The sequence below is a fragment of the Pseudomonas sp. PSB11 genome, assembly GCF_014596605.1.
Lineage (GTDB): Bacteria > Pseudomonadota > Gammaproteobacteria > Pseudomonadales > Pseudomonadaceae > Aquipseudomonas > Aquipseudomonas umsongensis.
This window is the reverse complement of sequence record NZ_NOIO01000021.1, coordinates 44,189-56,588: the sequence shown is the minus strand read 5'-3', so window position 1 is coordinate 56,588 and position 12,400 is coordinate 44,189. Positions and strand designations below refer to the sequence as shown.

Sequence of the window (12,400 nt, the reverse complement as noted above, 5' to 3'; positions counted from 1 at the left end):
CTTGAGCTAGTTGGCGGTGACTTTTCGGTTCCAGTCGTTGGTGACACTGGCGCGTTGCGCGTTGATCTGGCTCCAGTCGAACAGGCGCAGGCTATCGATCGAACCACCCGCGCCCCATGGCAGTTTGCGGGCCACCTCTTCAGCAACCTCGACACCTTTGACCGCCGGACCCAGGTACAGCTTGGCGGCGAGGCAGGACGCGGCTTCCTGGGTCAGCGCGGTGTTGATGAACTGTTCGCCGGCCTTGCTGTTTTTCGCCCCCTTGATCAGGTGCAGGCGCGCATCGGTGGCCCAGGCACCTTCCTTGGGAATGGTGAAACCGATGGGCGCGCCTTTGTCGATCAGGTCCCAGGCACCCACATTGAAATGCGCGCCGATGATGGCTTCGCCGCTCTGGAAGGCGTTGGTGGCGGCGCCCGAGCTGTCGAAGAACAGCGCGGTGTCCAGTGCGCCCAGCTTGGCGTAGACCTGCTCCAGGTTGGCGCGGTCGATGCCCCAGACATCCGCCATGAAAAACACGAACGGCACACCGGAAGAGTTGGCGGGCGAGGGCAGGGCGATGGCGCCGGCGTAGTCAGGCTTCCACAGGTCTTTCCAGCTGGCGGGCACCTCTTTGATTTCCTTGGTGTTGTAGGTCAGGCCCAGGGAATAGAAGCCGCTGCTGACAGCAAAGGTATGGCCATCTTGGGTGTATACGGCTTTTTCCTGCACGTTCTTGAGGTTCGTAATGGCCGCAGGATCAAGATCGGCGACAACCCCGGCGGCATAGGCCATTTCACTGATGCCGCCGTCCATCCAGGCTACATCGATGGTCGGGCTGGACTTCTGTTGCTGGAGTTTGGCCAGGGTGGTGGTCGAGGTGCCGACCTCGGGTGCAACGGCGATCCCGGTCGCTTGCGTGAAAGGTTCTGCAACACATTTGAGGAAGGCTTCACCCCAATTACCGCCATACAACGCAACGGTCAGCTTTTGCTGTTCAGCCAGGGCGGCCTGTGAGGATATGCAGCCGGTAACTAAAAGAGCGACGGTGATCTTCTTACCTGTCTTCAGTTTCATCGTGTGTCCTCTGGGGCGTTGTTGGACTTGTTCCCCTTGCCTGCATCTTGCTCGTATCGTTGAGGCGAGCGCTTGCACTTCGGGGTCTTAAAGTTGAATAGTTAGGTCATGCCAAAAATGACTCAGCTAAATCGAGATTGCCATCTGCCTGACGCCCTCGACCCCGGGGCGGGAAACCGTCCGCAGCTGTCGGTGGGGCTGGTCCTTCTGGATCAATTCACACTGGCGGCGTTTTCAGGGTTTATCGATGTGTTGCGCTTGTCCGCCGACCTGGGGGGTGGCAGCCGGCAGATCCATACGGCGTGGCGTGTGATGAGTGTCGACGGCTTGCCGCGCACCTCCAGTGCCGGGATCGCCCTGGAAGTGTCCTCGGGACTGGCGCAAGACTTGGACGCGTTCGACTACGTGGCTATCTGCGGTGGCAACGATTATCTCAACACCCATCTGCCGGCCCATTTTCGCGACTGGCTGCAGCGCGTAGCGAAGAGTCGTACGCGGTTGCTGGGCATCTGCACCGGCACGTTCGCCCTGGCGCAGGCGGGCGTGGTCGGCAATCGCTCGGTGTGCGTGCACTGGAATGTGCTGGATGCCTTTCGTGCACGATTTCCCAAGACCCCGGCGGCGGTGGATCACCTGTTCATCGATGAGGGCGACCTGATCACCTGCGCCGGTTCGACGGCAGCCATCGACCTGGGTTTGTACCTGGTGGCCCGGCATTGCGGACGGGAGAAAGCCCAGCAGGCGGTGCGGCACATGATGCTGCAGGGAATACGCCAGGGGCGGCAACCCCAGGCGCATTTCTATGCCAACCTGGCGGACATCAAGGATGAGCGCGTGCGCCAGGCTGCGCACTATATCGAGCAACGCATGGACAGCCTGCCCACCCTGGATGCCATTGCGCGTTATGTCGGGCTCGGGCGGCGCCAGCTGACGCGTGCGTTCCAGCAGGCGCTGGGGCTTTCACCCATGGAATTCCAACGCTCGCTGCGGGTCGAGTACGGTGCCTGGCTGTTGCTCAACAGCCAGAGCAGCATCACGCAGATCGCCATGGATTGTGGCTTCTCCGACGGTGCTCATTTCTCCCGTGAGTTTCGTGCGAGGTTTGGAGTATGTCCGCGGCAGTATCAGCGTCAGGAAGGGGCGGGCTGATTTAAGGGTGAAGCGTAAACCTCGCTCAAGACTGGGGCCACCGATCCTGAATTTCAAACCAGGACGCCTTGGACGCCACTTCGAGATGCCGCTGTTTTTCAGACGTGAAGCACGTGTCCAGGGTACCCAGCGCAATGGAGATCCAGTCAGCGTATTGGCTTTTTGACCAGAACAACGACGAGCCGCATTGGCTGCAAAACTGACGAAGTACGGAGTCGCAGGAGCTGTAGGTCGTGATTTGCCCTGCACCTTCGATGAGATGCAAATCGGCGCGGTGTCGACCGCGCCTGGCCGGTTACTGACTGAAAGACGTATTTACCGTTGTAGGAGCAGGCTCGCTCCCCCGAGGGCAGCCTTACCGCGCCATGGCACAGGTGCCAGGGACAGGGCAGAGGGGCAGGGGGTTGCCCGAGCGCTGCCCAACCCATTGATGTTATAAGCCAACTGCGTAAGAGGGTTACCGTTGGTGTTTGAGCGGAACACCGATTGCGGGGTAAGTTACCGTTGCTCGATTGGATTTGTTGTCGCTAGGGTCTTTAGCCGTCACACCGAAGGTATACCGTTGACCTGAGTCCAGGCCGGTAATAGCAAATTCTACCTCTTTCGTGGTGCCCAGATAATCGCCATCTTGATCGACATCATAAAAAACTTGTCCAGCACTGTCGTAAGACTCATCCCACTTCAGAGTCAAGGTAAGGTGCGAAGTTGACAGATTAGTCGGGTCAGTGGGTGCGGTAAAGTCATCAAAATCCACGGTGTGAGTAATCTTTTCAGAAAGATTAGACTGATCATCCATGGTTTGAACGGAGTAGACATGCGAGCAGCCCTGTTGAGGCGTTGTGTCGATATAGGGAGGCCGATCTTTTATGCCAAGTAGCTTTCCGTCTCTTTCTATTCGATAGCGGGGGGTCCCCCCATCGACACCTCCGCTATTCCAATACAAGGATACCCGATCAGACGACTGATCATAGGCTTCAAGAAAGGTAGGGGGGGTCGGCAGGTCCCTGGGAATAGTAAAAGTAAAATCGTTCCATTCCGATTGGGTCTCGAGCCTGAGCTTGCACTTGACCATTTGGCCCGGTTCGAGTGACTGAATGACTTTGTAAGCGGGTAAACTATGAGTCGTTTGTATCCCGTCAACGTCTACTAGAACTCTCTTCCCATCAGCATCCCAATTCAACTTGAATGATGTTTTGGTGACCTCGGTCTCCCAGATCGGAAATGTAGTACTTCTTGTTTTGATCGTAAGCGTGGGCCCGTTTTCGCTCCATTGATCATTGTGCCTCATCCCTGCAATATAAAATCTATACGTCGTATCAGGTTGCAATCCAGTTATGGTTGTCTCGCGTGCAGATGTTTTAAAAGGCCAGCCTGGGGCTCCATGAAACTGATATCGTTTGAATTCGTCAGCGCCTGGCCAGGCAACATGTATGGCATAAGGCTCTGCCCAGCTTTCGTGAAGAGTAAGTGCTGTCTCATCACTTTTTAAATCATTCGTGCAGCTGTTCATCTTCCACTCCTGAATAATTAAAAAGATAAAGTGATCGCAGTTATTTCGTTCACTTGAAATGCACGGGTATTCACGCACATGCCAGAAGAAAAATACACTATCAGATCTGATAGTGGTTTTATCGCGATGATTAAAGCAAAATAACAACGCCAAAATAAAGATATAAGAAGTTGTGCGACTCATTTCTCATTCAGACGGCCCGTATAACCGTTGACGCCCATCGCGAGCAGGCTCGCTCCCACAAGGGGCAGGCTGAAACCCACGGTGTCGTGGGCTCAGCTCAAGGCCAAAAAGGCAGCCTCAACGCTCCATGACATAGGTGCCAGGTGCGGGGCAGAGGGGCGGGTATTTGCGCGAGCCGGGCTTCTTCGGCGCCGGCCGGCTTTCGCCCGAGCGCTGGCCGATCCATTCGCGCCAATGTGGCCACCAGCTGCCTTGCTGGCGCTCACCGGCGTTCTGCAGCCAGGTTTCCGGGGTCTCGGCGGCGGCCGGTGCGGCGTAGTAGAACGACTTCGGGTTGCCCGGCGGGTTCACCAGGCTTTGCAGGTGACCGGCGTTGGACAGTACGTAGGTGGCGTCCTCGCCAAACAGCCGGGCGGTGCCGTAGCAGCCCTGCCAGGGCGTGATGTGGTCGGTGGTGCCGCCGATCACATAGGCGCCGACCTTCACCTGGGTCATGTCGATCGACTCGCCGGCAATCTCCAGGGTGCCCGGGTTGCTGTAGGGGTTCAGCTGGACCAGGTCGAGGTAGTCCGCGTGCAGTTGGGCGGGTAGTCGCGTGGTGTCGTTGTTCCAGGCCAGGATGTCGAAGGCCGGCGGCTTGTTGCCCAGCAGGTAGTTGTTGACCCAGTAGTTCCAGATCAGGTCGTTGGGCCGCATCCAGGCGAACATGCGGGCCATGCCCTGGCCGCTCAGCACGCCCTTGCGCCGGGAACTGGCCTTGGCCGCGCGCAGGGCGGACGCAGTGGTGAACAGTCCCAGGGTGGTGTCGTCCAGTGCCGAAGGCATGTCCAGTACGCACACGGCCCAGCTGGTGTTGGCCACCTTGTGGCCTTCGCCACGGGCCGCCAGCCAGCCCAGATACGCCGCCAGGGTGATGCCGCCCGAACAGGAGCCCCACATGTTCACGTCCGGGCTGCCGGTGATCTGGCGTGCCACGTCCACGGCCTGGTCGAGACACAGCGCGTACTCGGCCAAGCCCCAGTCGCGGTGCTCGCGGGTGGGGTTGCGCCAGCTGATGACGAAGAGTGTCACGCCGCTGTCCTGGATCCACTTGATCAGGCTTTTCTCCGGCGACAGGTCGATGGCGTAGTACTTGTTGATCTGCGGCGGCGACATCACCAAGGGTCGGGCATGGACATTTTCGGTGGTGGGGGCGAACTGCAGAAGCTCGAACATCTCGTTGCGAAACACCACTTGGCCCTTGGCCGTGGCGATGTTTTCGCCAACCGTGAACGGCGTGCTGTCGACCTGTCTTGGGAGCCCACGGTTGTTCAGCATGTCATCGCCGAACTGGCGGAGGCCCCTGGCCAGGCTCATGCCCCCGGTGTCCACCAGCTTGCGCAGTGCCGCCGGATTGGTCAGCGGCGAATTACTCGGTGCCACTGCATCGGCCAGCAGTTCCGCGACGAATCGGGCGCGGCTCTTTTCAAGTGGGGCAAGGTCGGTGGATTCGATGAAGCGGGTCAGCTCGCTTTGGCCGGCCAGGTAGCTTTGCAGCAGCGCGCGCAGGAAGGCGTTGGATTGCCAGGCTGGATCGGCAAAGCGCTTGTCCTTGGGATTCGGCGCGATGCTGGAATTGCCGCCGACGATGCCGCGCAGCTCCTTCAGGTAGCCACCCAGATGAGCGCCAGCCTTGAGCGGCGACAAGCCCACGGCCTTGAGCAGGTAACCGGCCGAGCTGGCCAGGTCCGCCGTGCGCACGCTGACCAGTGGATTGGCTGCCAGGGTCTGGTTGGAAGCCGTTCCGATCAGCTCCTGTTGCTGGGTGTCGCCCGGTAAATCGCCTTCCTTGCGGATGCGACGTTTACGGCCGGTTGCCGGGAGATGCTGGGTGGGGGTGGCGGAATCGCTCGTTCGGGTGGATCTGCTCATGTCGGCTCTCTTGTATCCGGGTGCTGACCCGGTTGTTATTTTGCTCCGACTCTAGGGTGTAGCAGGGGGCGGCCACCTCGCATTGCACGACAGCGAATTTTCATTTCATGACACGGGGAGCGCAGGCCGATGAGTTGAACGGTGAGCGCCTGCAGGTACGCATAGCGGAACTGGAAGTGGGTTTTACCCAGCGCGCTTGAAGCGCGCCGGTACTGATTTCAGGGTTGTGGGCAGCCTGGTGTCTGCCCACGCCGCGTCAGAAGTCGAAGAACACCGTTTCCGCTTCGCCTTGAAGATGAATATCGAAGCGGTACGCCAGCTTGCCATCCACGGTGCAGCGCCTGGCGACCAGGGATTCGCGCCGATGGGGCTGTTCGATCAGGTTCAACACCGGATCCACGGCATTCGCCTCGGGCTCGTCGTCGAAATACAGGCGGGTCTGCAGGTGAATGTTGATGCCCCGGGCAAACAACGCCACGTTGATATGCGCAGCCATGGTAACGCCCGAGGCGTTTTTCAGCCTGCCGGGCTTGACGGTCTTGATCGTCCATTCACCGGCATCGGTGGTCGCGGTACGGCCAAAACAATTGAAGGGTTTTTCCAGGTCGAAAGCGCTGTCGTAGACGCCGTCGTGATTGGCCTGCCAGCACTCGAGGAAGGCGTCGCGAATCAAGTGGCCATTACCGTCATACACGTGGCCCACCACTAGAATATGCTCGCCTGGCGCGCCAGGCCTGGCCATCTCGTTCCAGATTTCCTGCTCGCGCGGCGCGTTGCCGGCGGCCTCCAGCGCCAGGCCGATGTGTACATAAGGGCCGGCGGTTTGCGACGGGGTTTCAGGCAGAAGTTGAACGGGCATTCGCAGGCCTCCTCAGCAGTTTTCGAAGTGGGTCTTGCGCTGGCCGCGCAGGACGATATCAAAACGATAAGCCAGGCAATCCATGGGATTGGCCATGCCCATGTCCAGGCGGGCGATCAAGCTCTGCACCGCGTCCGGGTTGGCGATCGACTTGACGATCGGGCACATCGGGATGAGCGGATCACCTTCGAAATACAGCTGGGTAATCAGGCGCGTGGCAATCGAGGGGCCACTGATGGAGACATGGATATGCGCAGGACGCCAATCATTGGGGCCGTTGCGCCATGGGTAGGGGCCGGGCTTGACGGTGCGGAAACTGTAGTTGCCATCGCGGTCGGTCAACGCACGGCCAACGCCGCCGAAATTGGGGTCGAGGGGGGCCAGGTAACTGTCTTTCTTGTGCCGGTAACGACCACCGGCATTGGCTTGCCACATTTCCACCAGGGTGTGGGGAATCGGCTTGCCGTACTGATCGCAAACCCGGCCCGCGACGATGATGCGTTCGCCGATGGGCAGGCCGCCGTGATTGAAATTCAACAGCAGGTCGTTATCGTGGCGCCCCATCTGCAGATGGGAAAAATCCGGGCCGCTGGTTTCGGATACAGACTGGGGAATGCTCACCAGTGCCTGGCGAGGGGAGCGCAGGATCGAGGTCTTGTAGTCAGGCGTCAGGGCCTTGGGATGCCAATTACGGTCACGAATGACGAAGCGGCTGTCGTGCGCATCAGACATGTCGTTTTTCCTATTGTTATGGTGGGACGGAGGCACTGCGTGGCAGCGACTGGTGGCCCAGTGTCGTCTTGTTCGGCCCAGCGCAACATTGAAAAAATCGACCTTATGCATATCCAGATGGTTATGGATACTGGCCTTCGCGATACTCCTGGCCGACCTCGCGCAGTGCCTCCACGCACCACTGCGCCGCTGGCGATACCGGTAACGCGGGATTGGTGCACAGCCCCACGGAGCCACCCGGCTCACGCATTCCCAGGTCCAGCTCGACCAACTCGCCCTGTCGCAAATCCTGCCTGACAGCGTCCAGAGGGGCGACCCAGATGGCCTGGCTGCACAACACGTAGCGCCGACTCAGGGCCACCGACAAGGTTTCCAGGCGTTGGCGCGATGGTGTGATCCCGTGCTGGACGAACAGGCTGTCGGCGAACTTGCGGATCGTCGTCCCCGCCGACGGCAATACCAGCGGATAGTCTTCGAGGTTTTTCTGTCCCGACGGATCGGTAAGCACTGGATGGCCGCTGCGGACCACCAGGGTCATGGATTCGCTGTACAAGTGCTCGAACGCGAGCCCTTGTATCAGTGGGCTATCGGTCATCCGGCCCACCACCAGGTCCAGCTCACCGACCCGCAGTCGGGACAGCAAATAGGCACTTGGGCCAGTCACGACACTGACCACCAGCGCCGGGTGACGGTCGTGCAGGCGGCAGACTACTTCCGGTACCAACAGGCTTTCGACCGTGGAGAGCACGCCGAGCTGTACGGTAATGGGCTCATGCGCGCCCGAGCGTAAACTGTTGACCCCGTCGCGCAGCGCTTGCACGCTCGGCCCTGCGTATCGCAGGAAGGCCACGCCGGCCTCGGTCAGCGTCGAGCCCTTTTTACCCCGTTCAAACAGCCTGGCATCGAGCAGGGTTTCCAGTTCCTTCAAGGTTTTGGAAAGCGCTGGCTGGCTGATCGCCAATTTGTCGCAGGCACGTGCCAGGCTGCCCTGGCGCGCCACCTCGAGAAAACACAGCAGATGCCGGAATTTGATTCGGTTATCGATGTTCAAGCGGGGGGGCTCTGCTTTTAGGGTTTGGCCTCTATTATTGTTGGATTTGCAGTGGTTGTGTGGTTGTCCCGGCCATTTTTTGGGGGGCATATCCATTGCTGCGGTAACGGCGGCTTATGGTTTCGCCCTTACGGCGAGTCACTTGTAGGAGCGAGCATGCTCGCGATGGACGTCAACGATAGCGCGCCTGTCTGGATGAGCACGTTGTCAGGACGTTCATCGCGAACAGGCTCGCTCCTACAATTGGATCGGGGCAAATCTGCGATCAGGCCACAGCCCGCACACCTGCACCTTTCCCCTCCGCCGGCACATCATGCAGGGAAATCCGTGACGTCTCCGGCAACGCGAGCCCGCCCGCCAGCGCCAGCAATGCAATCGCAATCAGGTAGAACGCCGGCGACAAATTGCTGCCAGTGGTGCTGATCAGCCACGTCGCCACCAACGGGGCCGTTCCGCCGAAAATCGTATACGCCATGTTGTACGTGATGGCCGAGGCGGTGTAGCGAGTTCGGGTGGGGAAGGTTTCCGAGAGCAAGGCCGCGGTGACCACGCCACACAACACCGCGCCAACGGCCAGGAGCATGACGCCTGCGACCGACGCTGCGAACGAGCCGGAGCTGGCCATCAGGAACGATGGATACACGGCCACGATCAATAAGGCGCACGCCGTCATCACCGTCATCCGGCGCCCGACCCGGTCCGAATACAGTCCGGCCAACGGGCAGATTGCCGCCGCGAACAGCAAGGCAATCAGTGACACCAGCAATGCTGTGGCGCGACTCAAGCCACCGGCGACTTGCAGGTAGGTCGCGAAGTAGGTGGTGAACATATAGAACGACAGCGCCGTGAGCGACACGAAGGCGCCCAGGCAGCAGATGGCCGCGCCATGGTTGCGCAAGGTTTCCTTGAGTGGGGAATGGGCGACCGCATGTTCCTGGGTCACCGCCTGGAATGCCGGTGTCTCATCGAGCTTCCAGCGCAGGTAAAGACCCACCAGGCCCAGCGGTGCGGCAATCAGGAACGGCAGGCGCCAGCCCCAACTGCCCATCGCTTCAGCCGATAACGATGCCTCGAGCGCGTAGGCCACCACGGCGGCGGCGGCGAAGGCGGAAAATGTCGACACTGGAATGAAGCTGCCGTACCAAGCGCGTTTATCACTCGGCGCATGCTCCATCAGGTAAGCACAGGCACCTGCGTATTCCCCGCCGGCGGAGAAACCCTGGGCGCAACGGATCAGCGAAAGAAGGATCGGCGCCGTGACCCCGATGGCGGCATAAGTGGGCAACACACCGATCAAGGTCGTCGCACCGGCCATCAGCAGAATCGTCATCGCCAGGGTGCGCTTGCGGCCGATCCGGTCACCCAGCATGCCGAAGAAAATCCCCCCAAGGGGCCGGAACGCAAACGCCACGGCGAATACCGCAAAGGTCTTGAGCAGCGCGGCACTGGCATCGCCGCTGGGGAAAAACTGCTGGGCGATGGTCGTGGCCAGGAAGCCGTAGACGGCGAAGTCGAACCACTCCACGAAATTGCCGATGCCGGCAGCCACGATCACTCTTCTCAGTGTTTTCGGGCTGACTTGTTCCGTTGTTGTGCTCGTCATGCTTGACCTCGACAGTTCGTCAGTAAGCTATCGATTATCGAGGCAGGCGCTGAAGCTGTTCACTTCAAAAGTGTCATCCACGTAGTCAGTACCGACTTCGCCCGGATCAAATGTTCGAAAGGTTGGGCATCGCTGCTTGAGATAAATGGATCCATTAATGTGCATTAATCCGTAAAAAGCTTGACTGTAGTCAGTTTTATTCGCTTCAATGGATCCATAACAACAAGCCTGTCCCGGAGATCCCATGTATCCCAAAAACACCTGGTACGTCGCCTGCACCCCCGACGAGATTGCTTCCAAGCCCCTGGGGCGGCAAATATGCGGTGAGAAAATCGTCTTCTATCGCGGTCATGAAGGGCGCGTTGCTGCCGTCGAGGATTTTTGCCCCCATCGTGGCGCCCCTCTTTCGCTGGGCTACGTCGAGAATGGCAACCTGGTCTGTGGCTACCACGGCCTGGTGATGGGCTGTGACGGCAAGACTGTCGAAATGCCAGGCCAGCGCGTACGGGGCTTTCCGTGCAACAAGACTTACGCGGTGCAAGAGCGCTACGGTTTCATCTGGGTCTGGCCCGGGGAGCAGGACAAGGCTGATCCTGCGTTGATCCATCATCTGGAGTGGGCGGTCAGCGATGAGTGGGCCTACGGCGGCGGGCTGTTCCACATCAATTGCGACTATCGACTGATGATCGATAACCTGATGGACCTCACCCACGAAACCTACGTGCACGCCTCGAGCATCGGCCAGAAAGAGATCGATGAAGCGGCACCGGTCACCACCGTCCAGGGTGACGAGGTGGTCACTGCGCGGCACATGGAAAACATCATGGCGCCGCCGTTCTGGCGCATGGCCCTGCGTGGCAATAACCTGGCCGACGACGTGCCGGTAGACCGTTGGCAGATCTGCCGCTTCACTCCGCCCAGTCACGTCTTGATCGAGGTCGGCGTGGCCCACGCCGGCAAGGGGGGGTACGACGCCGAGCCGCAACACAAGGCCGCGAGCATCGTGGTCGACTTCATTACGCCGGAAACCGAGACGTCGATCTGGTACTTCTGGGGCATGGCGCGCAATTTCAATCCCCACGACGAAGCCTTGACCGCCACCATCCGCGAGGGCCAGGGCAAGATTTTCAGCGAAGACCTCGACATGCTCGAACAGCAGCAGAAAAACCTGCTGGCCAATCCCGAGCGCAACTTGCTCAAGCTCAATATCGATGCCGGTGGCGTGCAATCCAGGCGCGTGCTGGAACGCCTCATTGCTCGTGAGCGAGCGCCGGCTGCCGAGCTGATTGCCGCGGTCAAATAGCCAAGGGCAGCGCCCCTGGGCGCTACGCCAGTCCACCCCCATAGATCCTGTTCGCGGCCACTGCGGTGGCCGGTCTTGAAGGTGCGCCATGATTGAAGTCGTCGTGACATCCCGCAACAACGAAGCCCTGGATATCTGCAGCTACGAGTTGGTCTGCGCGCAAGGCGGGGCATTGCCCGGCTTCAGTGCCGGGGCCCATATCGACGTGCACCTGCCCGGCGGATTGATTCGTCAGTATTCGCTGTGCAATCACCCGCAAGAGCGCCATCGCTACCTGATCGGCGTGCTCAAGGATGTCGGCTCGCGCGGTGGTTCCCGGAGCCTGCATGAGCAAATCAACCGTGGCGATCGGCTGTTCATCAGTGAACCGCGCAACCTGTTTGCGCTGGTGGTCGAGGGGCGGCGCAGCCTGTTGTTCGCGGGGGGCATCGGCATCACCCCGATTCTGTGCATGGCCGAGGAACTGGCCCACAGCGGCGCCGATTTCGAGCTGCATTACTGTGCCCGCTCCAGTGAACGTGCGGCTTTTGTCGAGCGACTCAAAGGCGCTTCCTTTGCCGATCGCGTGCATCTGCATTTCGATGAACAGGCCGATTCGCGCCTGGACGCCGCCAGGGTCCTGGCCAATCCGGGGCCTGACGTGCACCTGTATGTGTGCGGCCCTTCAGGTTTCATGCAACATGTGCTCGACAGCGCCAGGGGCCAGGGCTGGAGCGAGGGGCAATTGCACCGTGAATACTTCGCCGCAGCGCCGGTGAACACCGCTGCCGATGGGGCATTCCAGGTCAAGCTGGGCAGTAGCGGGCAGGTATTCGACATTCCGGCGGACAAGACGGTGGTCCAGGTGCTGGAGAGCCACGGTGTCGAGATTGCGCTTTCCTGTGAGCAGGGCATCTGCGGAACCTGCCTGACCCGTGTGCTCGAAGGGGTGCCCGATCACCGCGACCTGTTCCTGACCGAGGAAGAGCAGGCGGCCAATGACCAGTTCACGCCTTGCTGTTCGAGGTCTCGGTCGGCGCTGTTGGTGCTGGATCTCTAAGCGA

General features: G+C 60.0%; 10 protein-coding genes and 1 pseudogene. 3 read left to right on the top strand and 8 right to left on the bottom strand.

Annotated elements, in window-relative coordinates; genetic code table 11:
* Window positions 1-6 precede the first annotated feature (6 nt).
* Entirely contained in the window at window positions 7-1,056 is a 1,050-nt protein-coding gene (locus tag CGA21_RS21660) for an ABC transporter substrate-binding protein (protein WP_110754618.1), read from the bottom strand.
* A gap of 117 nt (window positions 1,057-1,173) precedes the next feature.
* On the opposite strand from CGA21_RS21660, the gene CGA21_RS21655 reads away from it, so the two are divergent.
* Window positions 1,174-2,205, top strand: coding sequence for a GlxA family transcriptional regulator (locus CGA21_RS21655; protein WP_177411680.1), 1,032 nt, complete (start codon window positions 1,174-1,176; stop codon window positions 2,203-2,205).
* A gap of 25 nt (window positions 2,206-2,230) precedes the next feature.
* Here CGA21_RS21655 and CGA21_RS21650 read toward each other — a convergent pair.
* The 7 genes and pseudogenes from CGA21_RS21650 to CGA21_RS21620 all read right to left on the bottom strand — a co-directional run.
* Window positions 2,231-2,479, bottom strand: a pseudogene (locus CGA21_RS21650) (GFA family protein); the annotation flags it as partial.
* 183 nt (window positions 2,480-2,662) lie between these two features.
* Window positions 2,663-3,898 carry a hypothetical protein gene (locus CGA21_RS30015; protein ID WP_223194219.1) on the bottom strand — a complete coding sequence of 412 codons (1,236 nt, stop codon included), beginning with the start codon at window positions 3,896-3,898 and terminating at the stop codon, window positions 2,663-2,665.
* A 117-nt stretch (window positions 3,899-4,015) separates the two neighbouring features.
* On the bottom strand, window positions 4,016-5,809 hold the full coding sequence (locus CGA21_RS21640) for an alpha/beta fold hydrolase (RefSeq protein WP_188265004.1): 1,794 nt from the start codon (window positions 5,807-5,809) through the stop codon (window positions 4,016-4,018).
* Between the two features lie 256 nt (window positions 5,810-6,065).
* Window positions 6,066-6,668, bottom strand: a complete 603-nt coding sequence (gene pcaG / locus CGA21_RS21635; RefSeq protein WP_033043919.1) for a protocatechuate 3,4-dioxygenase subunit alpha — start codon at window positions 6,666-6,668, stop codon at window positions 6,066-6,068.
* Window positions 6,669-6,680: 12 nt separating this feature from the next.
* Window positions 6,681-7,400 (bottom strand): protocatechuate 3,4-dioxygenase subunit beta, encoded by a 720-nt coding sequence (pcaH, locus tag CGA21_RS21630; protein WP_020801257.1) that lies wholly within the window; start codon window positions 7,398-7,400, stop codon window positions 6,681-6,683.
* Window positions 7,401-7,521: 121 nt separating this feature from the next.
* Window positions 7,522-8,451, bottom strand: a complete 930-nt coding sequence (gene pcaQ, locus CGA21_RS21625; protein ID WP_110754625.1) for a pca operon transcription factor PcaQ — start codon at window positions 8,449-8,451, stop codon at window positions 7,522-7,524.
* 265 nt (window positions 8,452-8,716) lie between these two features.
* Window positions 8,717-10,054 carry an MFS transporter gene (locus CGA21_RS21620; protein WP_188265003.1) on the bottom strand — a complete coding sequence of 446 codons (1,338 nt, stop codon included), beginning with the start codon at window positions 10,052-10,054 and terminating at the stop codon, window positions 8,717-8,719.
* Window positions 10,055-10,298: 244 nt separating this feature from the next.
* Here CGA21_RS21620 and CGA21_RS21615 point away from each other — a divergent pair, with 244 nt between their 5' ends.
* Entirely contained in the window at window positions 10,299-11,357 is a 1,059-nt protein-coding gene (locus CGA21_RS21615; RefSeq protein WP_020795364.1) for an aromatic ring-hydroxylating oxygenase subunit alpha, read from the top strand.
* A gap of 88 nt (window positions 11,358-11,445) precedes the next feature.
* A complete protein-coding gene (locus CGA21_RS21610; RefSeq protein ID WP_188265002.1) occupies window positions 11,446-12,396 on the top strand; it encodes a PDR/VanB family oxidoreductase in 951 nt (316 codons plus the stop codon).
* Window positions 12,397-12,400 lie beyond the last annotated feature (4 nt).